The sequence below is a fragment of the Rhodococcus sp. 077-4 genome, from assembly GCF_047782425.1.
GTDB lineage: Bacteria > Actinomycetota > Actinomycetes > Mycobacteriales > Mycobacteriaceae > Rhodococcoides.
The window spans coordinates 933,045-954,901 of sequence record NZ_JAJPWC010000002.1 but is presented as its reverse complement, the minus strand read 5'-3'; the positions used below and the strand labels follow the sequence as shown (position 1 = coordinate 954,901).

At 64.2% G+C, this 21,857-nt stretch carries 23 protein-coding genes; 4 read left to right on the top strand and 19 right to left on the bottom strand.

Translation table 11 applies throughout. From position 1 onward, the window contains the following. Window positions 1-11 precede the first annotated feature (11 nt). From nuoN to ACNEOT_RS13680, 14 genes are all read right to left on the bottom strand, one after another. Window positions 12-1,574, bottom strand: a complete 1,563-nt coding sequence (nuoN, locus tag ACNEOT_RS13745) for an NADH-quinone oxidoreductase subunit NuoN (RefSeq protein ID WP_415974569.1) — start codon at window positions 1,572-1,574, stop codon at window positions 12-14. Next, a complete protein-coding gene (locus tag ACNEOT_RS13740) occupies window positions 1,571-3,175 on the bottom strand; it encodes an NADH-quinone oxidoreductase subunit M (protein ID WP_415974568.1) in 1,605 nt (534 codons plus the stop codon). The genes nuoN and ACNEOT_RS13740 overlap by 4 nt, the downstream gene beginning before the upstream one ends. Next, complete coding sequence (nuoL, locus tag ACNEOT_RS13735; RefSeq protein WP_415974567.1) at window positions 3,172-5,043, bottom strand: NADH-quinone oxidoreductase subunit L; 1,872 nt, start codon at window positions 5,041-5,043, stop codon at window positions 3,172-3,174. Before nuoL ends, ACNEOT_RS13740 begins: the two co-directional genes overlap by 4 nt. Before the next feature lie 13 nt (window positions 5,044-5,056). Continuing rightward, a complete protein-coding gene (gene nuoK, locus ACNEOT_RS13730) occupies window positions 5,057-5,356 on the bottom strand; it encodes an NADH-quinone oxidoreductase subunit NuoK (RefSeq protein WP_008717020.1) in 300 nt (99 codons plus the stop codon). Further along, complete coding sequence (locus ACNEOT_RS13725; RefSeq protein WP_415974566.1) at window positions 5,353-6,120, bottom strand: NADH-quinone oxidoreductase subunit J; 768 nt, start codon at window positions 6,118-6,120, stop codon at window positions 5,353-5,355. Before ACNEOT_RS13725 ends, nuoK begins: the two co-directional genes overlap by 4 nt. Next, complete coding sequence (gene nuoI, locus ACNEOT_RS13720; protein WP_415974565.1) at window positions 6,117-6,662, bottom strand: NADH-quinone oxidoreductase subunit NuoI; 546 nt, start codon at window positions 6,660-6,662, stop codon at window positions 6,117-6,119. Before nuoI ends, ACNEOT_RS13725 begins: the two co-directional genes overlap by 4 nt. Beyond that, window positions 6,655-8,001 carry an NADH-quinone oxidoreductase subunit NuoH gene (gene nuoH, locus ACNEOT_RS13715; protein ID WP_415974564.1) on the bottom strand — a complete coding sequence of 449 codons (1,347 nt, stop codon included), beginning with the start codon at window positions 7,999-8,001 and terminating at the stop codon, window positions 6,655-6,657. The genes nuoI and nuoH overlap by 8 nt, the downstream gene beginning before the upstream one ends. Further along, window positions 7,962-10,424: an NADH-quinone oxidoreductase subunit G gene (locus ACNEOT_RS13710; RefSeq protein WP_415974563.1), complete on the bottom strand. Its 2,463-nt coding sequence runs from the start codon at window positions 10,422-10,424 to the stop codon at window positions 7,962-7,964. The genes nuoH and ACNEOT_RS13710 overlap by 40 nt, the downstream gene beginning before the upstream one ends. Next, a complete protein-coding gene (gene nuoF, locus ACNEOT_RS13705; protein ID WP_415974562.1) occupies window positions 10,421-11,722 on the bottom strand; it encodes an NADH-quinone oxidoreductase subunit NuoF in 1,302 nt (433 codons plus the stop codon). Before nuoF ends, ACNEOT_RS13710 begins: the two co-directional genes overlap by 4 nt. A 1-nt stretch (window position 11,723) precedes the next feature. After that, the gene (gene nuoE, locus ACNEOT_RS13700; protein WP_415974561.1) at window positions 11,724-12,623 is read right to left on the bottom strand and encodes an NADH-quinone oxidoreductase subunit NuoE; all 900 of its coding nucleotides are present in this window, start codon (window positions 12,621-12,623) and stop codon (window positions 11,724-11,726) included. Further along, entirely contained in the window at window positions 12,620-13,918 is a 1,299-nt protein-coding gene (gene nuoD / locus ACNEOT_RS13695) for an NADH dehydrogenase (quinone) subunit D (RefSeq protein ID WP_415974560.1), read from the bottom strand. The genes nuoE and nuoD overlap by 4 nt, the downstream gene beginning before the upstream one ends. Next, a complete protein-coding gene (locus ACNEOT_RS13690; protein WP_415974559.1) occupies window positions 13,918-14,580 on the bottom strand; it encodes an NADH-quinone oxidoreductase subunit C in 663 nt (220 codons plus the stop codon). The genes nuoD and ACNEOT_RS13690 overlap by 1 nt, the downstream gene beginning before the upstream one ends. Continuing rightward, a complete protein-coding gene (locus ACNEOT_RS13685; protein WP_415974558.1) occupies window positions 14,577-15,131 on the bottom strand; it encodes a NuoB/complex I 20 kDa subunit family protein in 555 nt (184 codons plus the stop codon). Before ACNEOT_RS13685 ends, ACNEOT_RS13690 begins: the two co-directional genes overlap by 4 nt. Before the next feature lie 65 nt (window positions 15,132-15,196). Beyond that, entirely contained in the window at window positions 15,197-15,556 is a 360-nt protein-coding gene (locus ACNEOT_RS13680) for an NADH-quinone oxidoreductase subunit A (RefSeq protein ID WP_415974557.1), read from the bottom strand. A 290-nt stretch (window positions 15,557-15,846) separates the two neighbouring features. On the opposite strand from ACNEOT_RS13680, the gene ACNEOT_RS13675 reads away from it, so the two are divergent. After that, window positions 15,847-16,569, top strand: a complete 723-nt coding sequence (locus ACNEOT_RS13675; protein ID WP_415974556.1) for an aquaporin — start codon at window positions 15,847-15,849, stop codon at window positions 16,567-16,569. Between the two features lie 15 nt (window positions 16,570-16,584). On the opposite strand, the gene ACNEOT_RS13670 is transcribed toward ACNEOT_RS13675, so the two are convergent. Then, entirely contained in the window at window positions 16,585-17,025 is a 441-nt protein-coding gene (locus ACNEOT_RS13670; protein WP_415974555.1) for a hypothetical protein, read from the bottom strand. Between the two features lie 77 nt (window positions 17,026-17,102). Next, window positions 17,103-17,750 carry a hypothetical protein gene (locus ACNEOT_RS13665; protein ID WP_415974554.1) on the bottom strand — a complete coding sequence of 216 codons (648 nt, stop codon included), beginning with the start codon at window positions 17,748-17,750 and terminating at the stop codon, window positions 17,103-17,105. 100 nt (window positions 17,751-17,850) lie between these two features. On the opposite strand from ACNEOT_RS13665, the gene ACNEOT_RS13660 reads away from it, so the two are divergent. Then, entirely contained in the window at window positions 17,851-18,126 is a 276-nt protein-coding gene (locus ACNEOT_RS13660; RefSeq protein ID WP_415974553.1) for a hypothetical protein, read from the top strand. A 108-nt stretch (window positions 18,127-18,234) separates the two neighbouring features. Here the strand turns inward: ACNEOT_RS13660 and ACNEOT_RS13655 are convergent, their stop codons facing one another. Further along, window positions 18,235-18,669 (bottom strand): hypothetical protein, encoded by a 435-nt coding sequence (locus ACNEOT_RS13655; RefSeq protein ID WP_415974552.1) that lies wholly within the window; start codon window positions 18,667-18,669, stop codon window positions 18,235-18,237. Between the two features lie 65 nt (window positions 18,670-18,734). On the opposite strand from ACNEOT_RS13655, the gene ACNEOT_RS13650 reads away from it, so the two are divergent. Together ACNEOT_RS13650 and ACNEOT_RS13645 are read left to right on the top strand one after the other, a co-directional pair. Next, window positions 18,735-19,499: a 2-phosphosulfolactate phosphatase gene (locus ACNEOT_RS13650; protein ID WP_415974551.1), complete on the top strand. Its 765-nt coding sequence runs from the start codon at window positions 18,735-18,737 to the stop codon at window positions 19,497-19,499. Between the two features lie 94 nt (window positions 19,500-19,593). After that, window positions 19,594-20,340, top strand: coding sequence for a polyprenol monophosphomannose synthase (locus tag ACNEOT_RS13645; protein ID WP_415974550.1), 747 nt, complete (start codon window positions 19,594-19,596; stop codon window positions 20,338-20,340). Between the two features lie 18 nt (window positions 20,341-20,358). Here ACNEOT_RS13645 and ACNEOT_RS13640 read toward each other — a convergent pair whose 3' ends face one another. Then, window positions 20,359-21,153, bottom strand: a complete 795-nt coding sequence (locus tag ACNEOT_RS13640) for an SDR family oxidoreductase (protein WP_415974549.1) — start codon at window positions 21,151-21,153, stop codon at window positions 20,359-20,361. Continuing rightward, window positions 21,150-21,824: a lysophospholipid acyltransferase family protein gene (locus tag ACNEOT_RS13635; protein ID WP_415974548.1), complete on the bottom strand. Its 675-nt coding sequence runs from the start codon at window positions 21,822-21,824 to the stop codon at window positions 21,150-21,152. The genes ACNEOT_RS13640 and ACNEOT_RS13635 overlap by 4 nt, the downstream gene beginning before the upstream one ends. Window positions 21,825-21,857: the final 33 nt, after the last annotated feature.

The window sequence follows — 21,857 nt, the reverse complement described above, 5'->3', positions numbered from 1 at the left end:
GAGACTGTCGATTACAGGAGGTGTCCGGCGCGCGCAGCGATATCCAGAACGGGCTGCGGGAAGACTCCCAGAACCACGGTGACCGCCACCGAGACCCCGATCGCGCACGCCACCGACGGTGTCGGGCGCACGATCGTGGCCGTCGTCTCTGTGGGTTCGGTGAAGAACATCAACACGATCACTCGCACGTAGAAGAACGCTGCGATCGCGCTACACACCACTCCGACCACCACCAGCGCTGCTCCGCCTGCACCCGAGGCGGCACTGAACACCGCGAACTTACCGATGAATCCGCTCGTGAGCGGAATGCCCGCAAACGAGAGTAGGAACAGGCCGAACACCGCCGCCACCAGCGGAGAGCGGCGACCGATTCCTGCCCATCGGGCCAGTTCGCTCACCTCACCGCGTTCGTCGCGGGCCAACCCGACGATCGCGAAACCGCCGAGAGTGCTGAATGCATAGGCCAGCAGATAGAACATCGTGGCCGAGACTCCCGAATCACCCACATCACCTGAACGACCCAATGCGGTCACCCCGGTGAGGATGAATCCGGTGTGCGCAATCGAGGAGTACGCCAGCATGCGCTTGACGTCGGTCTGCGTCACCGCCACAACGGAACCGAGCACCATCGTCGCAATGGCGACAACCCACAGCATCGGTCGCCAACTCGATTCGAGGCCCTGCAGCGCCATCGCGAAGATACGCAGAATCGCGCCGAACGCGGCCACCTTGGTCACCGTGGCCATCAGAGCCGTCACCGGCGTCGGGGCGCCCTGGTAGACATCGGGAATCCACGAATGAAAGGGCACCGCACCGACTTTGAACAACAGACCCACCGCGAGCAAGGCAGTGCCGATCAGCGCGAGCGATCTGCCCTGTCCATGTGCATCGATGGCGTCGGCGATACCGTCCAGCCGAACGGTACCGGCGTATCCGTACAGGAACGCGACCCCGAACAGAAAGAATGCGGACGAGAACGCGCCCAGCAAAAAGTACTTCAGGGCTGCTTCCTGAGAGAGCAACCGGCGTCGGCGCGCCAGACCGCACAGCAGATACAGCGGAAGGGATAGCACTTCGAGCGCAACGAACATCGTCAACAGATCAGCAGATGCCGGAAACAGCAGCATGCCACCGATGGCGAACATGGCGAGCGGGAACACCTCGGTCTGCTCCACTCCTGCATCGACGGCTTCCTTCTCGGCCACACTGCCCGGGGTGGTGGAGGCCTGCGGGGTGAACGAGTCGATCCGTCGTTCTGCGCCGGTCGAGGTGACCGCGACGGTCCGCTCCGCGATGAGCAGCACTGCCGGAATCGACACCAGGACGATGATTCCCTGCAGAAACAGTGTCGGACCGTCGATCGCGACCGCCCCGGACATCGCCGACGCCTCGGTGCCTGCCAGACCGAGGATCGCCGCCAGCGCCACCACCAGTCCCGCGAGAGCGAGACCCAGATGCGTGATCCGACGGGCTCGCAGCGGCACGAACGCTTCGACGAGTACCCCGAGAACCGCGACCGAGAACACGATCAGCATCGGTGCCAGCAAACCGTACTGCACGTCGGGTGTGGTCATCGCTGACCTCCTGAACTGTCGACGATCGTGGATTGCACTGCCGGACCGATGACATCGAGCGCAGGTTTCGGATACACCCCGAGCACGATCAGCAGTGCGATCAACGCAGCCACGACCGCCAGCTCACGGCGAACGAGATCGGATATCGTCTCGTTTCCTTCGCGGACCGGCCCGGTCATGACGCGCTGGTAGAGCCACAGAATGTAGACGGCCGAGAGCACGAGCGCCCCGGTGGCCACGATCGCGGCTACCCCGTATCGACCGAAAGTGCCGATCAGAACGAGGAATTCACTGATGAACGGAGCCAGGCCGGGGAGTGAGAGGGTAGCGAGTCCGGAAACGAGGAACGTTCCGGCGAGCACCGGTGCCACCTTCTGCACACCGCCGTAGTCGGCGATCACCCGTGATCCTCGACGAGAGACCAGGAAGCCCGCGATCAAGAACAGTGCGGCCGTGGAGATTCCGTGGTTGACCATGTAGAGCGTGGCACCCGTCTGGCTCTGCCCGGTCATGGCGAAGATGCCGAGAACGATGAACCCGAAGTGCGAAATCGAGGTGTAGGCAATCAGTCTCATCATGTCGGTCTGGCCGATAGCCAGTACCGCACCGTAGACGATGCCGATCACCGCAAGGGTGATGATCCACGGTGCGAACGTGTTCGACGATCCGGGGAACAACTCGAGACAGAAGCGCAACATCGCGAAGGTGCCGACCTTGTCCACCACCGACATCATCAGCACCGCCGTCGCGGGAGTGGACTGCACTGCGGCGTCGGGCAGCCACGTGTGAAACGGCCAGAGCGGTGCCTTGATCGCGAAAGCGAACATGAAGCCGAGGAACAGCGCGTTCAGCACCGCAGAATCAACCCCGAGTCCACCCGATGCCGCCGCGTCCGCGATCGCGCGCAGATCGAACGTCCCGCCGTCGAAAGGCCCGTCGGGCCTGGCGGTCACCACGTACAGGCCGATGACGGCAGCCAACATCACCAGACCGCCGAACAGGTTGTACAGCAGGAACTTCACTGCGGCGCGGGTTCTTTCGGTACCACCGGAGTGGAGCCTGCGGAATGACCCAGAACCACCGGAGTGGAGCCCGCGGAATGACCCAGAACCACCGAAGCCGCCGATGAGGAAGTACATCGGGATCAGCATCGCCTCGAAGAAGATGTAGAACAGCAACACGTCCAACGCGAGGAAGGAGACGAGCACCATGGACTCGACCAGCAGAATCAGTGCCATGTAGGTGTGCGAGATCCGTCGGGAACCGTAGTCGGCGACGCGGCTGCCGTCGTGCCAGCCGGCGACGAGCAAGAGAGGCGTCAGAACGGTGGTGAGCAACACCAGGACCAGGCCGATTCCGTCGAGGCCGAGGGTGTATCGCGCACCGAAAGTCGCTATCCACGAATGGTCCTCGACGAACTGGTACCGATCGCCGGCGGAGTCGAACAACACCGCCAGCACCACCGACACCGCCAATGTGCCGGCGGCGAAGCCCACCGCGATACTGCGCGCGATGGTCGGACGGGCGGCGGGGACGAACGCGACGACGATCGCACCGATGATCGGGAGCAGCCACAGCACAGTCAGCCAGGGAGTCGTCACAGGATCACCACCATCAGCACGACGAGTACGGCTCCTACGAACATGGCCAGGGCATACGACCGCACATACCCGGTCTGCAGCCGCCGAGATCGCGTCGATGCGCCGCCGATCGCACTCCCCACTCCGTCCACGACGGCGTCGATACCGTTGTCGGCGTGAACCATTGCGCGCGTAAGGGTCTGACCCGGCCTCATGAACACGGCCTCGTTGACGGCATCTCCGTAGAGATCCGCGCGCGCCGCTCTGGTCAGCGGCGAGACTTCATCGGGTGGCGTCGGCGGAATCTCGCGCGCGATGTACTTGCGGTAGGCAAAGGCCGCGCCTGCGAGCACCACCACCAGCACAGCGACCGTGACGACCCAGGCCGGAACGGCGTGCTCCTGGTGCGCCGATCCCACGACGGGTTCGAGCCATGCCTCGAGGCGTCCGCCCACCGCGAGAAAGGCACCCGAGAACACCGAGCCGACGGCCAACACGATCATCGGGGCAGTCATCGTCGCCGACGCCTCGTGCGGATGCACCTGCGCGGGCCAGCGTTTCGGACCGAAGAACGTCATCAGCATCACTCGAGTCATGTAGAAGGCCGTCAGGCCTGCACCGAGCAATGTCACGCAGCCGAGTATCGGACCTGCCGCTCCCCCAGCTGCGAACGCGACTTCGATGATCGGATCCTTGGCAAAGAAACCGGAGAACGGCGGCAGTCCGATGATGGCGAGATAGCCGAGGCCGAACGTGACGAACGTGATCGGCATCGCGGCGCGTAGCCCACCGAACCGCCGCATGTCGGTCTCGTCGTTCATCGCGTGCATCACCGAGCCCGCGCCCAGGAACAAGCCCGCTTTGAAGAAACCGTGCGATACGAGCAGCACGATCGCGAAGGCGTAGCCGGCCGGACCGAGACCGGCGGCGAGCACCATGTACCCGATCTGACTCATCGTCGACGCCGCGAGCGCCTTCTTGATGTCGTCCTTCGCACAGCCGATGACGGCACCGAACAGCAACGTGACCGCCCCGACCGTGACGGTGGCTGCGCGGGCGGTCGGCGACGCCTCGAACACCGGCCCCGAGCGCACGATGAGGTACACCCCGGCCGTGACCATCGTGGCCGCGTGAATCAGCGCCGAGACCGGGGTCGGGCCCTCCATGGCGTCACCGAGCCACGACTGCAGTGGCACCTGCGCCGACTTTCCGCATGCCGCCAGCAGCAGCATCAGCGCCATGGCGGTGGCCACCGACTCACTCGCGCCACCAATCCCGGCGAACACGTCGTCGTACTGGACCGATCCGAAGTTCACGAACATGATCATCAGCGCGATGGCCAAGCCGATGTCACCGACTCGGTTGACCACGAACGCTTTTCGGGCGGCCGACGCGGCCGAGGGCTTGTGCTGCCAGAAGCCGATGAGCAGGTACGACGCGAGACCGACACCCTCCCACCCCAGGTAGAGGCCGAGGAAGTTGTCGGCCAGAACCAGCAGCAGCATGGCAGCGAGGAACAGGTTGAGGTACGCGAAGAAGCGCCGTCGCTCGGCGTCGTGACTCATGTAGCCGATCGAGTACACGTGAATGAGCGACCCGACCCCGGTGATCAGCAGGACGAAGCAAATCGACAATTGATCTGCGCGCAAGCCGAAGTCGACCTGCAATTCGTCCACCGGCACCCACCGGAACAGGGTCTGGGTGAGTGCTCGGCTCGACTCCTCGCGTCCGAGCATCGCGCTGAACGCCATTGCCGCCACAATGAACGAGGACACCGCTGCTGCCGTTGCAACGAGGTGTCCCCACGGGTCGGTTCTCCTGCCGCCGAGCAGTAGCAGCGCCGCACCGAGTGCAGGCAGAGCCGGAAGAAGCCACAGTATCGACGTCATTTCTGCGCCCCCGTCAATTCTTCATCAGGGAGTTCTCGTCCATCGAAATCGAACGACGAGAACGGAATATGGCCATGATGATGGCCAGGCCCACCACTACCTCGGCGGCAGCGACCACCATGGTGAAGAACGCGAACAACTGGCCGTCGAGATTGCCGTGCATACGCGAGAAGGTCACGAACGCGAGATTGACTGCGTTGAGCATCAATTCGATGCACATGAACACGATGATGGCGTTGCGCCTGACGATGACACCCGCCGCCCCGATCGTGAACAGCAGAACCGACAGATAAAGGTAGTTCTCCGGATTCATCGCTCGTCACCCCCGTCCACCTTGTACTGGCTCCGAGGATCGGCGAACATGGCGTTGACGGAGGACTGGGATTCGGTTCCGTCCGGCAACAAGGCCCGGCGATCGACGCCGTTGTGCCTGGCGTACACCCCTGGGCTCGGTAGAGGCGTCACCCTGGAGCCGTCACGGAATCGATCCTGCGACATCTCGCGCTGCCCTTTGACCGGTCCCAGAGCTTCCCGGTGCGCAAGGATCATCGCCCCGATGGTGGCCGTGATCAACAGCGCACCCGTCAGCTCGAACGCCCACACGTACTCCACGAAGATCAGCTCGGCCAGACTCTCGACGTTGCCGGCGGAGTTCACGTCGTCGAGCCCGGCGAAGTCGAGTCGGCCGTTCTGTACCGAATCGCGCAGCAGTACTCCGATGATCAACAATCCGAATCCGATTCCGATGACGACCGCCGCGATGCGGTGCCCCCGTAGGGTTTCGGTGAGTGACTCCGAGGTGTCGACTCCGACGAGCATCAGCACGAAGAGGAACAGCATCATGACCGCGCCGGTGTAGACGACGATCTGCACGACACCGAGGAACAGCGCACCCTGCGCCATGTAGAACGTTGCCAACACCACCATCGTGGCGGCGAGGAACAACGCCGAGTAGACGGCTTTGGTGCTCATCACCACGCCCAGTGCGCCGAGGACGGCAACGACACCCAGGGTCCAGAACTGTACGGCCTCACCGGTGGACGTGGCGTCGAGGGCGAGCTGCAAAGTGGCAGTCATCGAACCGGACCTCGATCGGTTTCGGTCTCGCTCTCGGCACCGGTGACAGTACCGCGGTAATAGTCTTCGGCCGAACGGCCCGGCGCCATTGCGTGCGGCGGCGCGACCATGTCCGGCTGCAGCGGTGCCAACAAGGATTCCTTTTCGTAGATCAGGTCGGCCCTGTTGTCCCCGGCCAGTTCGTACTCGTTGGTCATCGTCAGAGCCCTCGTGGGACAGGCCTCCACGCACAATCCGCAGCCGATGCACCGGAGGTAGTTGATCTGATACACCCCGCCGTATCGTTCACCCGGAGAGAATCTTTCGGTCTCGGTGTTGTCGGCTCCTTCGACATAGATCGCGTCGGCCGGGCAGGCCCACGCGCAGAGCTCGCAGCCGATGCACTTCTCGAGACCGTCGGCGTACCGGTTGAGCTGATGCCGACCGTGATAGCGAACCTCGGTCGGCTTCTTCTCCTCCGGATACAACTCGGTCTCGGCCTTCTTGAACATCGTCGCGAAGGTGACCCCGAATCCCGCAATCGGACCAAGAAATTCAGGCATCTGCGTTCTCCTTCGGTGACCGGACGGTGCGGGATCGAACACCGGCGTGCCGGCTCGGAAAAGTCGAGCCCTGCTCGGGAACGGGAGGTACCGGGAATCCGCCTGCCACAGCATCGAACTGCGTGACGCGCGCTGGAGGCGGCACGTTTCTCTCCCGTGCCCGCCTGCGCACCATCAGCAGCAGCGAACCCAGCACGGCCACAGCGAAGATCATCGACACGAAAAACGTCACCAGTGGCACGTCGTATCGATCGGCACCAACCACCCGCACGGTCGCGATCACCATCACCCAGATCAGAGCAACGGGAATGAGGATCTTCCAGCCGAAGTTCATGAACTGGTCGTAGCGCAGCCTCGGCAGAGTCGAACGCAACCAGATGAAGACGAACAGGAACACCCAGACCTTGAGGGTGAACCACAGCACCGGCCACCATCCGGAATTGGCACCGCTCCACAGGCTCAACGGAATCGGCGCACGCCAGCCACCGAGGAACAACGTGGTTGCGAGTGCCGACACGGTGACCATGTTGATGTACTCCGCGAGCATGAACATCGCGAACCTCAGCGACGAGTACTCGGTGTGAAATCCGCCCACCAGCTCGCCCTCCGCCTCGGGCAGATCGAACGGAGCGCGGTTGGTTTCGCCTACCATCGCCGTCACGTACACCAGGAATGAGGGCAGCAGCAAGAACACGTACCAGGTGTTCTGTTGCGCAGCAACGATTCCGGACGTCGACATGGTTCCCGCGTACAGGAAGACCGCCGCGAACGACAGGCCCATCGCAACCTCGTACGAAATCACCTGCGCCGTCGAACGCAGCGCACCGAGCAGCGGGTACGTCGAGCCCGACGCCCACCCGGCCAACACGATCCCGTACACACCCACCGAGGTGACCGCGAGAATGTACAGAACCCCCACCGGCAGGTCGGTCATCTGCAGCGGCGTTCTCGTACCGAACACCGACACCTCGGGACCGAACGGAATCACGGCGAAAGCCATGAACGCGGGAACCACCGAGATGATCGGAGCCAGAACGTAAATCGGCTTGTCGACCCCGGACGGGGTGATTCCCTCCTTCAACGCCAGCTTGATGCCGTCCATCAGCGACTGCAGCAGACCCCACGGGCCGACCCGATTGGGGCCGACCCGCATCTGCATCCACGCCATGATCTTGCGTTCGGCATAGATCGCGACCAACGGTGTGAGCACCAGGAAAACAAACACCGCCAAGGCCTTCCCGACGACCAACCACCACGGGTCGTTGCCGAACATCGACAGGTCGGTCGGCGCGGCCACAATCACGATTGCCCCCGTTCGGGTCGTTCCGCAGAACCGCATCGAAGGTGCACCACCGCGCCCGACTGCACGCCCAGCGACCGGTACACCGTCGAACCGGGAGAGTTCGTCGGCACCCACACCACGTTGTCGGGTAGATCGGTGATCGTCAGCGGTAACGTGATCGAGCCACTGTCTGTCACGACGCTCACCTGGTCGCCGGCCTCCGCCCCGATGGCCGAGGCCGTTGCTGCCGACAACCTGACCGTGGGGATGCGACCGGTCGCTGCGAGGTTGTCCTCACCGTCCTGCATCCGCCCCGAATCGATCAGCATGCGCCATGTGGCGAGGATTGCGTCACCGGGCTTCGGAGTCGGCACGTCGACGCGGGGTACCACCCGGGCCACCGGTGTGCGCGGGCCGTTCCATACGCCCAGACGCGCCAATTCGTTGCGGGCCGCCGCCGCGTCGGGCAAGGCCAGCTCGACGCCCATCTGTGCGGCTATGGCGTCGAGAATGCGTTGGTCCGGCATCACCACACCTGTACCGAGTGCAGTGTCGAAGGTGCGGGGTCTTCCTTCCCAGTCGACGAAGGTTCCCGACTTGTCGACCACCGGGGCCACCGGGAACACCACGTCGGCCAGCTCCGTGACAGCGCTGTGGCGTAGTTCCAGGCTCACCACGAACGCCGACCGCTCCAGTGCGGCGAGTGCTGCGCGCGGATCCGGTAGATCGTCGAGATCGATTCCGGCAGTGATCAGTGCGCGTTCGGGTCCCGCGTCGGCCAGGATCGTCGCGGAGTCGCGGCCCGCGTCCGCCGGCAGTTCGGGCGCTCCCCACACCGCTGCCACCTCGGCGCGCGCAGCCGTGTCGGCCACGGGCCGTCCGCCCGGCAACACGTTCGCCAGCGCCCCCGCGTCGAGAGCGCCGCGCTCTCCGGCGCGTCGCGGAATCCAGGCCAGGCTCGCCCCGGTGTCGTCGGCGAGTGTCGTTGCAGCCGAGAGCCCCCCGGGCACGGAGCACAGGCGTTCGCCCACGAGAACGATTGCCCCGGGCTCCCGGAGAAGTTGCGCGACCGATTCGGTTCCGTGATCACCGATGTGCAACGCATCGAGCCATCGCGGCTCCTCACCCGGAATCGACTGCAGCAGGACGCCGTTCAGCTTTCCCAGGCCGCGGCTGGAATACGGCGCGATCGAGGCCACTACAACTCCGCGTTCGCGGTGTGCTTTGCGCAGCCTCAGGAACACCAGTGGCGACTCTTCCTCGGGTTCGAAGCCGACCAGCAACACCACGGGAGCATGCTCGAGGTCGGTGTAGGTCACCCCGAGCCCGGTCGCTGCGATTCGACCGGCCAGGAAGTCCGCTTCTTCGGCGCTGTGGTTACGATTGCGGAAGTCGATATCGTTGGTGTGCAGCACTGTTCGAGCGAACTTGGCGTACGCGTACGAGTCTTCGACAGTCGTCCGACCGCCGACCAGCACCGCGGCTCGGCCCACCGATGCGGCCAGTCCTGCCGCCGCGACTGCCAGCGCAGCCGACCACGACGTCTCCTTCAGCTCTCCCGATTCGTCTCGGATCATCGGCGCGGTGATGCGATCCGGTTCGGTGGCGTACTTGAACGCCCACCGTCCCTTGTCGCAGTTCCATTCCTCGTTGACCTGGGGGTCGTCTCCGGCAAGACGTCGGAGGACCTTGCCGCGTCGATGATCCGTGCGTTGAGCGCAGCCCCCTGCGCAGTGCTCGCACACGCTCGGCGACGAGGTGAGGTCGTACGGTCGCGCCCGAAACCGATACTCGGTATTGGTCAGTGCCCCCACCGGGCAGATCTGCACGGTGTTGCCCGAGAAGTAGGAATCGAACGGTTCGGTGCCGAAGATGCCTACCTGTTGCACGGCACCACGTTCGAGCAGCTCGATGGACGGGTCTCCAGCCACCTGGGCGGCGAAACGAGTGCATCGGGCGCACAGGACGCACCGTTCTCGATCGAGCAGGATCTCGGCCGACAGCGGAATCGGTTTGGGGTACGTGCGTTTGGTTTCGGTGAACCTGGACTCCGTCCGGCCCGTACCCATCGCCTGGTTCTGCAGCGGACATTCACCGCCCTTGTCGCACACCGGGCAGTCGAGTGGGTGATTGATGAGCAACAGTTCCATGACGCTGCGCTGCGCCTTGTCCGCCGTCTCCGACGTGACCTGAGTACGCACGACCATCCCGTCGGCCACCGTCGTGGTGCAGGACGCCAACGGCTTGCGTTGACCCTCGACATCGACGAGGCATTGCCTGCAGGCTCCCACCGGGTCGAGCAGAGGATGATCGCAGAACCGCGGGATCTGCACACCCATCAGCTCGGCGGCACGAATCACCAACGTGCCCTTGGGAACACTGATCTCGTGGTCGTCGATGGTCAGTGTCACCATCTCCACTGGCGGGACCGACTGCTCAGGCTGTACAGGAGTGGAGCCTGCGGATGCTGCAGCGGTCATGACGTCAGCTCCTCTGCCATCAGGGTCGATCGGTGTGGATCGAACGGGCATCCCTGTTCGGTGACGTGTCGGATGTACTCGTCGCGGAAGTACTTCAACGAGGACACGATCGGGCTTGCAGCACCGTCTCCCAGTGCGCAGAAGGACTTTCCGGCGATGCCGTCCGCAATGTCGAGCAGGGTCGTCAGGTCGGCTTCGGTGCCGGTTCCACCGTCGAGACGGCGCAATATCTGCACGAGCCAGTACGTGCCTTCCCGGCAGGGTGTGCATTTGCCACAGGATTCGTGTGCGTAGAACTCCGTCCATCGCAACACCGCCCGCACCACGCAGGTCGTGTCGTCGAAGATCTGCAGAGCTTTGGTCCCCAACATCGATCCGGCGGCGCCGACACCCTCGTAATCGAGTGGCACGTCCAGGTGATCGCCGGTGAACATCGGCGTCGACGATCCTCCCGGCGTCCAGAATTTCAGCTCGTGGCCTGGCCTGACGCCGCCGGCGTAGCCGAGGAGTTCACGCAGGGTGATCCCCAGCGGGGCCTCGTACTGACCCGGACGACATACGTGCCCCGAGATCGAATAGAGGGTGAAGCCCGGTGATTTCTCGCTGCCCATCGAGCGGAACCATTCGATTCCCTTGCGCAGGATCACCGGGACGCTGGCGATGGATTCCACATTGTTGACCACCGTCGGTCGCGCGTAAAGGCCGGCCACCGCGGGGAACGGTGGACGCAGCCGGGGTTGACCGCGGCGGCCCTCCAACGAGTCGAGGAGGGCCGTTTCCTCGCCGCAGATGTACGCCCCAGCCCCGGCGTGGATCACCAGCTCGAGGTCGAAACCCGACCCGAGAACGTCCTTGCCGAGATAGCCCGCGGCGTAGGCCTCGGCGACCGCTGCCTGCAGTCTCCGCAGCACCGGCACCACTTCGCCCCGGACGTACACGAATGCGTGCGATGCACGAATTGCGTAGGCCGCGATGATGATTCCCTCGATCAGGGTGTGCGGAGTCGCCATCATCAGCGGCATGTCCTTGCACGTACCCGGCTCGGACTCGTCCGCATTGACCACCAGGTAGTGGTCCTTGCCATCTCCTTGCGGGATGAAACTCCACTTGGTCCCGGTCGGGAAGCCTGCGCCGCCGCGGCCACGCAGACCGGAATCCTTGACGAAGGCGATGAGGTCGTCGGGATTCATCTCGAGGGCCTTCTCCAGTCCGAGATATCCGTCGTGCCTGCGGTAGCTCTCGAGGGTCCACGAGTCCTTCTCGTCCCAGAACTCGCTCAGCACCGGCGTCAGGGTCATGTCACTCGCCCTTCGTCGCTGGATCGGTCTCCGTGGTGCCGGGCTGCGGTGGCACAGTGGCAGAGGGTGCCGGAGCCGGTTTGTCTCGCACGGTGTCCGCGACTGCTTCGGCCCCGAGATCCGGGTGACCGTCCTCGCCGGGAACGGCAGCCTGGGGAGCCGACATCGCATGTTCCTTCGCGTATCGCAGACCGGCGAGACTGGCTTCACCTGCGCCGCCAGATGATTCGAGTGCCCCGGGACGATCGTCGGCGAACCCGGCCAGAATCCGCTCGGTCTCGCGAAACGTGCACAGTGGAGCGCCGCGGGTCGGATTCACCTGCTCGCCGGATCGAAGCGCATCGACCAGTTCTCGCGCCGATGCCGGAGTTCTGTTGTCGAAGAACTCCCAATTGACCATCATCACCGGCGCGAAGTCGCACGCGGCGTTGCACTCGATGTGCTCGAGCGTGATGGCACCGTCGGCGGTGGTCTCGCCGTGGTCGATGTCGAGGTGATCCCGTAGGGCATCCATGATGGCGTCGCCGCCCATCACCGCGCACAAGGTGTTGGTGCACACTCCGACGCGGTAGTTGCCCGTGGGCTCGCGGCGGTACATCGAGTAGAACGTCGCAACCGCAGTCACCTCGGCTCCGGTGAGTCCGAGTACGTCGGAGCAGAATTCGATTCCGGCGGGCGTCAGATACCCGTCCTCGGATTGCACGAGGTGCAGCAACGGCAGCAACGCCGATCGAGGCTGGGGATACCGAGCGAGAACGGTGTCGGCGTCGGCGCGCAGGCGGGCACGGACGTCGGTGGGATACGACGAGCGCGCGTCGGGGCTCATCAGTTGCACCGGTTCCTCGGGGCGCGCCCCGAGTTCGATCAGCACCGGTCCCGATCGCGGCAACTGCGCAGTCATCGGTCGACACCGCCCATCACCGGATCGATGCTGGCGACGGCAGCAATGACGTCGGAGATCATTCCGCCCTCGCACATCGCGGCCACCGCCTGCAGATTGGTGAAGGAAGGATCTCTGAAATGCACTCGGTACGGTCGACTTCCACCGTCGCTGACGATGTGCACACCCAGCTCGCCTCGGGGCGACTCCACCGTGGAGAGCACCTGGCCCGCCGGTACTCGCATCCCCTCGGTCACCAGCTTGAAGTGGTGGATCAGCGATTCCATCGAGGTGTTCATGATGGTGCGTACATGATCCTGGGAGTTACCGAGACCGTCCGGTCCGGATACCAGTTCGGCAGGCCACGCGATCTTCTTGTCGTCGATGACGACCGGTCCGGGTCGGAGTCGATCGAGGGTCTGCTCGACGATCTTGAGCGATTCCTTCATCTCTTCGACGCGAATCAGATAGCGCCCGTAGCAGTCGCATCCGGTGTCGGTGACGACATCGAACTCGTAGTTCTCGTATCCGCAGTAGGGATCGGTTCGCCGCAGATCGTAGGGAAGCCCGGTCGACCGAAGCACCGGACCGGTCACGCCGAGGGCCATGCATCCGGTGAGGTCGAGGTAGCCGACGTTCTCGGTTCTGGCCTTCCAGATCGGATTGTCGTTGAGCATGAGCTCGAGGTCGCGCAGCCGTCCCGGCAGAACCCGGAGAAGTTCGCGTACCTTGTCCACTGCATCGGCCGGCAGATCCTGCGACAGCCCGCCCGGGCGAATGTAGGCGTGGTTCATACGAAGTCCGGTGATGGCCTCGAAGACGTCGAGGATCAACTCGCGTTCGCGGAAGCCGAACAGCATTGCAGTCACGGCACCCAATTCCATTCCGCCCGTAGCCAATGCGACGAGATGAGACGAAATGCGGTTGAGCTCCATGAGCATCACCCGAATCACCGTGGCTCGTTCGGGAATGTCGTCGGTGATGTCGAGCAGCTTCTCCACTCCGAGGCAGTAGGCGGTCTCGTTGAAAAAGGGCGAAAGATAGTCCATCCGAGTGACGAAGGTGACGCCCTGAGTCCAGTTGCGATATTCGAGATTCTTCTCGATTCCTGTGTGCAGGTATCCGATTCCGCATCGAGCCTCGGTGACGGTCTCGCCCTCGATCTCGAGAATCAACCGCAGCACACCGTGGGTCGACGGGTGTTGCGGGCCCATGTTGACCACGATGCGTTCGGTGGTCGACCCACGCGCCAGTTCGACCACGTCGTCCCAGTCCTGGCCCGATACCGCGTAGATGGTTTCGCCTGTTGCACTCATCAGTTGTACGACCTGCGTTCGTTGGGTGGCGCAACCCGAGCGCCCTTGTACTCGATCGGAACTCCGCCCAGCGGATAGTCCTTGCGTTGCGGGTGACCGACCCAGTCGTCGGGCATCTCGATTCGTGTCAGCGCGGGATGGCCGTCGAAGACGATGCCGAAGAAATCGAAGACCTCGCGCTCGTGCCAGTCGTTGGTCGGATATACCGCACAGAGGGAGGGGGTGTGCGGATCCGCATCCGGCACTGCCACTTCGAGACGCAGCCGGCGTCCGTGGGTGATGGACACCAGATGGTAGACCACGTGCAGTTCGCGGCCGACCAGGTCCGGGTAGTGCACTCCCGATGCGCCCGTGCACAATTCGAATCTCAGTTCTTCGTCGTCACGTAGTGCCCGAGCCACCGCCGACACATGCTCCCGCGACAGATGCAGCGTCAGTTCACCTCGAAAGACCACCACACGTTCGACCGCGTCCTCGTACGACGGAGTTGCGTCACCGGCGGCGAGAACAGTCGCCAGGCGGTCGACCACTGCGTCGAAATAGTTGCCGTAGGGTCGAACCGCGGTGTCCACCGTCGTCGCCTGTGGCCGCAACCGGCCGTAGCCGGAGGTGTCGCCGCTCCCTCGGACGCCGAACATTCCACGGGGCTCGTGCGCCGTCATCGCAGCAGTCCCTTCAGATCGATGGTCGGCGTGGACGACAGTGCGGCGGCTTCGGCGGCCGCGCGCACCTGCTCGCGATTGACACCGAGCGGCATCTCCTGAATCTTTTTGTGCAACTCCAGAATTGCGTTGAGCAACATCTCCGGTCGCGGTGGACAACCGGGTAGGTAGATGTCCACGGGAACGATGTGGTCGACACCTTGGATCACCGCGTAGTTGTTGAACATTCCGCCCGAGGATGCGCAGACCCCCATGGCCAGAACCCATTTCGGCTCGGCCATCTGGTCGTACACCTGCCGCAGCACCGGCCCCATCTTCTGGCTGACGCGGCCTGCGACGATCATCAGATCCGCTTGCCGAGGAGAGGCGCGGAACGCTTCCATACCGAAACGGGCGAGGTCGAATCGGCCGGACGTGGTGGCCATCATCTCGATCGCGCAGCACGCGAGGCCGAAGGTGGCGGGCCACAGCGAACCCTTACGGGCGTACCCGGCCAACCCCTCGACAGTGGTCAGCAGGAATCCGCTGGGCAGCTTCTCTTCGAGTCCCATCGATCACGCTCTTTTCGCATCCGGAGAACGAGAACAGTGCACCGTGCCGTCGATCAGTGTTCGGATCAGTCCCAACCGAGCCCGCCTCGCCGCCACTCGTAGACGTAGGCCACCGACACGTTGACCACGAACAACGCCATGGCGACCAACCCGAAGACACCGAGTACGTCGAGGTGGACTGCCCACGGATAGAGGAAGACGATCTCGATGTCGAAAATGATGAACAGCATTGCGGTCAGATAGAACTTCACCGGAAATCGTTGGCCCGTAGGCGCATGCATCGTGGGCTCGATACCGCACTCGTACGCATCGAACTTCGCCCGGTTGTATCGCGCTGGGCCCACCATGGTGCCGACCATCACCGAGAACACCGCGAACACGACCGCGATGGCACCGAGCACGAGAATCGGAACGTAGGCGTTCATCCCGGCATCGGCTCCCTCGATCGACTACTGCCCCGCCGCGAGTAAATGCAACGGGCGTACCAATGTGACCTGAAACACACAGTATGGGTTCGGTGTCGATCTCGCGGGATTTCGAGGAGTCCAGTTTCGTAATCCGTTGACGCGCATGGGTCACCCGAACCCTCGGACCGGCTGGGGTGTGATTCAGATCACTTCGTTGGGTCATGCGATCCGCCCGGACGGAAACGACAAATTACCCGACAATCCCGGCTGCCCACCCACGAGGTAGCCGCAGTGGAACAGGAGAAGTGATGAAGTCGATTTCCTTCCCAGCACTCGTCGCCGAGACGCTCGGAACTGCCCTGCTGGTGATTTTCGGTGTGGGTACCGCCGTCGTCGGGGGCGACACCGTCGGAACTCCCGGCATCGCCCTGGCGTTCGGACTCACCCTGCTCGCCCTCGTCTACGCCATCGGCCCGATCTCGGGCTGCCACGTCAACCCGGCCGTCACCGTAGGAGCGCTGATCGCACGTGCGATCACCCCGATCCGAGCCGTGTTCTACATCCTCGCTCAGGCGATCGGAGCCCTGATCGGTGCAGCGGTCGTCCTGACGGTTGCCTCGGGTCGTCCTGGATACTCGCTGTCCTCGGACGGATTGGGCACCAACGGTTTCGCGGGTTCGTCGCCGGGAGAGTACGGGCTGGCCTCGGTCGCGTTGTTCGAGACGATCGCCACCGCCACGCTCGTCCTCGTCGTGCTCGCAACCACTGCCCGATCCGTTCACCCCGCACTGGCTGCCGGAATCCCGATCGGTCTGACGCTCACAGTTGTCCACCTGCTCGGCATCGGGATCGACTCGACGTCGGTCAACCCCGCCCGATCCTTCGGACCCGCGCTCCTCGCCGGCGGTCCCGCACTGTCTCAGCTGTGGGTCTTCGTGGTCTTTCCCGTCCTGGGAGCGGTCCTCGCCGGACTGACTCACCGATTCGTGCTGACCGTGCCCGCCGCGGCCCGGACGTCCGAGACGGTGTGACCGCCGAGCAGGTCCCTAGCGCCGCACAGGTGCTTCCGACGAGGTGCGCTGTCGCAACAGACCGACAACCGCGCGACCCAGTCGGATCGGATCCAGCGGGTGCGGTACCGCAGCCTCGGCGCGTGACCAGTCGGCCAGCCACGCGTCGTCCGGCCGTCCGATCAGTACCAACACCGGCGGGCAGCGGTCGATCTCGTCCTTGAGTTGTTTCGCCAGGCCGAGACCGCCGACGGGCGAGGATTCACCGTCCAGGATCACCAACGCAACACCGCCCGCGTCCAAGTGCTCGATGACGACGGCTGCCGTTGCGACGTCGACGTACTCGATCTCGCCGAGCGAGAGGTCCGGTCGAGTTCCGACCGCAGACCTCACCTGGGCACGCGTCGACGCGTTGCTGCTGTAGACGAGCACCCGCACGCGGCCTGACGAACTCGATCTCGCTGTGACGTCGGACACATCGCGATGCTACCGCGAGGGCATCGCCGGACGGGCCGAAACAGCTATGGCGGAGATACTTTCGATCGTGTGACGGGTCATCGAGGTTCGACGGTGACGATCACTGCTGCGGGGTTGTCGGTGGTGGTCACCGTGAACTCGGGGCGTTCGGCACCCACTCCGATGAACGACTGCGAGATTCCGCCGGGATCGGCCAGAAAATCGACCGAGACGACGTTCGAATCGGCCGCGCTGCGAACCCGTTCCGGCCCGGCATAGGGCGTGAACGTCTCGTCCGACTCGGTCGAGGTACCCGACAGGTCGACCTGCAACACGGACTTTCCCGGAACGGCCACCGGTTCACTGGTGGCGTAGCGGACGGCCTCGTCGACGTAACGGACCGTGTAGGACACCGGTCCGTTGCCCGCCAGCCGGTACTCGACCGTCGACTCCCCTCCGAGGACCACCTCCGTGACAGCGACCGGCGATGCGCTCGGCAGCCGCGCACCCTCGAGGCTCGGAGGAAGTTCCACCACTGCGGGCGGCAGCACCTCGGTGGGTGCCGAAGGGCCGGCGAAGGGATCACCGACCACCAACGACCCCGTGACCGTGGAGAAGTTCGTGCGCGCAGAGACCCCGTCGATCGGACCGCTGCCCTCGCCGCTGGAACAGCCCACGATGACGCCGATCAGCAGCGATCCGACGATCGACAGCGCGACCGGGGCGCTGCGGTGGCCGTCGTACATCGCCATACCGTACGGAAAGGACCGATCGGTTCGGTAGTAGCGTCTCGACGCAATTCGGTCACGATTGCGCCGGCCGTCGATCCTGCTAGCGTCGGAGGGTATGGAGCCGAAGAGCTATTCGTCCGGTGAGCGTGTGTTCGGTCCACCCAACGGGACGTTCGACGCGGATTGGGCTGCCACAGCCTTGCGCTCGAACCGTCCCGAGTTGGACCACCCCACCTCGGTTCGACTGGTCGAGCAGGCCTGGGAGCTACTCCGCACGCAGGGCCTACGCGGTGAACGACTCGCACGCGCACTCGACTTGGAGCCGGGGCTTGCCGCCGCGGTCTCCGCGGTCGCCACCGAGACCGCCGAGCTCTATCTGGACCCCAGGTAGGCGAGCAAAGACCCGACCGATTGTCACCGGACGGCACCGTCGAACGTTCTGTGCATCGACCCGATACTCACCGTCACCGATGGAATCCCCCGACTGTCCATGCGGATCCTAGTTCGGCCGGACGAACTGCTCGAGTGCGAAACCAACCACCAGCACCGCTGTTCCGCCGATTTCACCGACGATCAACAGCACCATGAACAGATGCGTTCCGGCCACAGGGTGCACGAACTGGTTCTCGGTGTCCCGACGAATGCCGTGCACGGTGTAGCTCAGGATCGCGCCGACGAAGAACACCAGCACCACCGATGCGGCGACCAGATCCACCGTGACAGACCACGCGCTGAACTGCGCCAGGACGGCCAGTACAAGGGCGGCGAAGGAGTACATCAAAGCCGCCCGATGGGCGATGTCGACGTAACGATGCGCCGTTCCATCCGTCGATGTCGACATCTGGCGATACTTGAGCACGCCCAACACCAGAGCCCAGAGCAGCAACAGGCCGGCCGCGAGGACGATCACCTTGGTGTCCAGATCCAACTGCATGTTGGGCTCCCCCCACTCGATCACGCCGAAGGTATCACCGGCACCGGGCTTGATACCGTTCCGCGGTGCCCACCGACCCCGGACAGTCCCAGAGTGCATTCGGGCTCCGCTTCGACTGGGGGCTTCGCGGTGCCGACGCGATCATCGACGGTGCCGACATCGCTGTCGTCGTGGACGTCCTGTCGTTCACGACGACCCTGACGGTGGCTGTGGACGCAGGCATCGACGTCATTCCGAGCCGGTGGCGCGACGACCGAGCCACGCACTTGGCCGAGCAGTTCGATGCGGTCCTCGCCGTCGGGCGTTCGGAGGCCTCTGCGGGCCGGATCAGCCTGTGCCCGGCCACCGTCCGGGCAGCGCCGGCCCCGGCACGGCTGGTGCTGCCGTCACCGAACGGGTCCACCATCGCCCACGAGCTCGCGAGCAGGGTCGAATGGTGTGTCGGCGCGTCGCTGAGAAACGCATCTGCGGTAGCGCAGTGGATACGGGCACGGAACCCGAGTTCGGTGACAGCAGTCATAGCGGCCGGCGAGCGTTGGCCGGACGAGTCCCTCCGGCCCGCTGTCGAGGACCTCTGGGGTGCCGGTGCGGTCCTCGCCGCACTCGTCGATTCCGAGGCAGGCGACGTCTCTCCCGAGGCGAGGGCGGCAGCGGCGGCGTGGCGAGCCGTCGAGCGCGATGTGGGCTCCGAGCTGCACCGATGCGTTTCCGGCAGAGAGTTGATCGGGATGGGGCATCCGGAGGACGTGGCGATAGCCGCCGAGGTCGATTCGAGTTTCTGCGTTCCGATTCTGCGCGACGGCACCTTCGTGGACTGGACCCGACGGTGACCATCCATGCACCCGCTCGGTCCCGAAGTTGCCGATCCGACACGGCCGACCGTGTCCGATATTTGGATCGGACACCCGAATCACGGATCATACGGTGGTGAGTACGGAACGAGTCACCCCGAAGACCACCGTCGTCGTGCCGACGTACAACGAACGCGAGAACCTCCCCAGGCTCGTCGAGCTGCTGGCCGGGCTACAGGTCGAGGGGCTCGGCGTGCTGGTGGTCGACGACAATTCGCCCGACGGTACCGGCGACGTTGCCGACAAGTTGGCCATCGACGGTCCCCTCGAGGTCAGCGTTCTGCACCGCACTGAAAAGAACGGGCTCGGACGCGCCTACGTCGCGGGCATGACGCGGGCACTGGACGAGGGCGCGGACATCGTGATTCAGATGGACGCCGATCTCTCGCATCCCACCGAGGTGATCCCGGCAATGATCGACAAACTGAACACCACCGACGCGGCCGTCGTGCTCGGTTCGCGATACGTTCCCGGCGGTGCGGTAGCCGCCGACTGGCCCTGGCACCGCAAGGCGCTGTCTGCTTGGGCGAACTTCTACGTCAACACGATCCTTCGCCTCGGTGTCAAGGATGCGACCGCGGGTTTCAAGGCCTGGCACGCGCGCACTCTGCGCACCATCGATGTGGCCTCGGTCGAGAGCAACGGCTATGCATTTCAGGTGGAGATGAACTACCGCACGGTCAAGCACGGCCTCACTCTCGCCGAGGTGCCGATCACCTTCGAGGAACGAAGCGAGGGTGAATCCAAGATGAGTCTGTCGGTACAACTCGAATCGGCACTGGTGCCCTGGAAGTTGTTGCTGAACAAGAAGAAGCTCTGATTCGGCCGGCCCACACGCTCACGGCATGAAGCGACGGAATCCACCTTCGGCCCCGATGACCTGACCGGTTATCGACGCCGAATCGGGCGAGAGCAGCATCGCCACGACGGCCGCGGCCTCCTCCGGTGAGTTCCACCGACCGCGCGGCATGTGGCGTGCGACGAACTCGTCCAGATCGGCACTCGCCCAACCGGTGTCGGTGGGACCCGGATTGATCGTGTTGACGGTGATGCCTCGCTCGATCACCGCATCGGCCAGGGTCGGCGTGATCGACGCGATGGCACCCTTGCTCACCGCGTACGGAATTTCGGTCGACATCGGTCCCTCGTCCTGCCCGGACGTGAACAGCACGACCCGACCACCGTCGGGCCGATCGACGTAACGCCGCGCGAATTCCTGCACCAGAAGCAGAGATGCTCGTACATTCACCGCCCACGTCAGGTCGAGCGTTTCTGCGGTCAACGTCGCCAGATCACCCAGTTGTGATCGGGCGTGATTGACCACCAGAGAATCGACGCTGCCGAACGTGGATTCAGCTGCATCGAAGAGCGTGGCCGGTGCCGACGGATCGACGAAGTCGATGTCGAGGTGGCCGAGCCTGTCGGCGGTGGACAACTCGGCCAACACCTCCCGTGCTCCCGGTGTGCCGACTCCCCACGGCTCGGTGACGTCGTAACCGTCGCAGGAGTGCGCAAAGACCCGCATGCTCTCGTCACGCAACAATCGGCGCGTGATGGCGAAGCCGATTCCCGCTCGCCGCCCGACGCCCGTAACGAGGACTGTTCTGCCTCGTGCCGGCACGTCCGAAGTCATGCCGCGTCCTTGACGGTGGCGGCGTACACGTCGACGTATTCCTGTCCCGACAGTTCCGCCAACGCGGCCATCACCTCATCCGTCGCGGCACGCAGGATGGCCTTGTTGTTCTCTCCCCCTGCATATCTCGTGAAATCCAGTGGATCGCCGACGATCATACGCACCTTGCCGGGCCGCCAAATCCTCGAGCCCACTGGGTTGACTCCGAGCGTCCCGTGCATCACCACCGGCACGACGGGTGCACCCGATTCGATCGCCACTCTCGCCAGCCCGGTCTTACCCTTGTACAGCCGACCGTCCGGAGATCGCGTCCCTTCCGGATAGACCGCCCACACATTCCCCTGTCGGAGAATGCCTTTCGCGGCCTGCAGCGCCGGTTCCGCGGCCGCGGCCCCACGTCGATCGACGGGCACCTGGCCAGTCGCCGAATAGAACCACCGCAGTGCCGCACCCTTGACCCCTCTGCCGGTGAAGTACTCGCTCTTGGCGATGAAGGTGACCCGTCGTCGAACGAGAAGAACGAGGAAGAAGGAGTCGACGACTGTCAGATGGTTTCCGGCGATGATCACCGGACCATTCGTCGGCAAGTTCTCCAGCCCCGCCACCGATGGGCGTCCGAGTATTCGGAGAATCGGCCCGATCAGCACGTACTTGAACAGCAGATACCACATGGTTCGACCCCTTCGGCTGGACTTCGTCGACGC

What these genes read in the sequence shown, in the direction of transcription:
- ACNEOT_RS13640 (WP_415974549.1), bottom strand. Translation starts at nt 21,153, where the DNA reads ATGACTTCGGACGTGCCGGCACGAGGCAGAACAGTCCTCGTTACGGGC.
- nuoL (WP_415974567.1), bottom strand. Translation starts at nt 5,043, where the DNA reads ATGACGTCGATACTGTGGCTTCTTCCGGCTCTGCCTGCACTCGGTGCG.
- nuoI (WP_415974565.1), bottom strand. Translation starts at nt 6,662, where the DNA reads ATGCCTGAATTTCTTGGTCCGATTGCGGGATTCGGGGTCACCTTCGCG.
- ACNEOT_RS13685 (WP_415974558.1), bottom strand. Translation starts at nt 15,131, where the DNA reads ATGGGACTCGAAGAGAAGCTGCCCAGCGGATTCCTGCTGACCACTGTC.
- ACNEOT_RS13660 (WP_415974553.1), top strand. Translation starts at nt 17,851, where the DNA reads ATGGAGCCGAAGAGCTATTCGTCCGGTGAGCGTGTGTTCGGTCCACCC.
- nuoF (WP_415974562.1), bottom strand. Translation starts at nt 11,722, where the DNA reads ATGACCCTGACGCCGGTGCTGAGCGAGTTCTGGGACGAGAAGGACTCG.
- nuoE (WP_415974561.1), bottom strand. Translation starts at nt 12,623, where the DNA reads ATGACTGCGCAGTTGCCGCGATCGGGACCGGTGCTGATCGAACTCGGG.
- ACNEOT_RS13665 (WP_415974554.1), bottom strand. Translation starts at nt 17,750, where the DNA reads ATGTACGACGGCCACCGCAGCGCCCCGGTCGCGCTGTCGATCGTCGGA.
- nuoK (WP_008717020.1), bottom strand. Translation starts at nt 5,356, where the DNA reads ATGAATCCGGAGAACTACCTTTATCTGTCGGTTCTGCTGTTCACGATC.
- ACNEOT_RS13725 (WP_415974566.1), bottom strand. Translation starts at nt 6,120, where the DNA reads ATGACTGCCACTTTGCAGCTCGCCCTCGACGCCACGTCCACCGGTGAG.
- ACNEOT_RS13675 (WP_415974556.1), top strand. Translation starts at nt 15,847, where the DNA reads ATGAAGTCGATTTCCTTCCCAGCACTCGTCGCCGAGACGCTCGGAACT.
- ACNEOT_RS13655 (WP_415974552.1), bottom strand. Translation starts at nt 18,669, where the DNA reads ATGCAGTTGGATCTGGACACCAAGGTGATCGTCCTCGCGGCCGGCCTG.
- ACNEOT_RS13710 (WP_415974563.1), bottom strand. Translation starts at nt 10,424, where the DNA reads ATGACCGCTGCAGCATCCGCAGGCTCCACTCCTGTACAGCCTGAGCAG.
- nuoD (WP_415974560.1), bottom strand. Translation starts at nt 13,918, where the DNA reads ATGAGTGCAACAGGCGAAACCATCTACGCGGTATCGGGCCAGGACTGG.
- ACNEOT_RS13690 (WP_415974559.1), bottom strand. Translation starts at nt 14,580, where the DNA reads ATGACGGCGCACGAGCCCCGTGGAATGTTCGGCGTCCGAGGGAGCGGC.
- nuoH (WP_415974564.1), bottom strand. Translation starts at nt 8,001, where the DNA reads ATGCGGTTCTGCGGAACGACCCGAACGGGGGCAATCGTGATTGTGGCC.
- nuoN (WP_415974569.1), bottom strand. Translation starts at nt 1,574, where the DNA reads ATGACCACACCCGACGTGCAGTACGGTTTGCTGGCACCGATGCTGATC.
- ACNEOT_RS13635 (WP_415974548.1), bottom strand. Translation starts at nt 21,824, where the DNA reads ATGTGGTATCTGCTGTTCAAGTACGTGCTGATCGGGCCGATTCTCCGA.
- ACNEOT_RS13680 (WP_415974557.1), bottom strand. Translation starts at nt 15,556, where the DNA reads ATGAACGCCTACGTTCCGATTCTCGTGCTCGGTGCCATCGCGGTCGTG.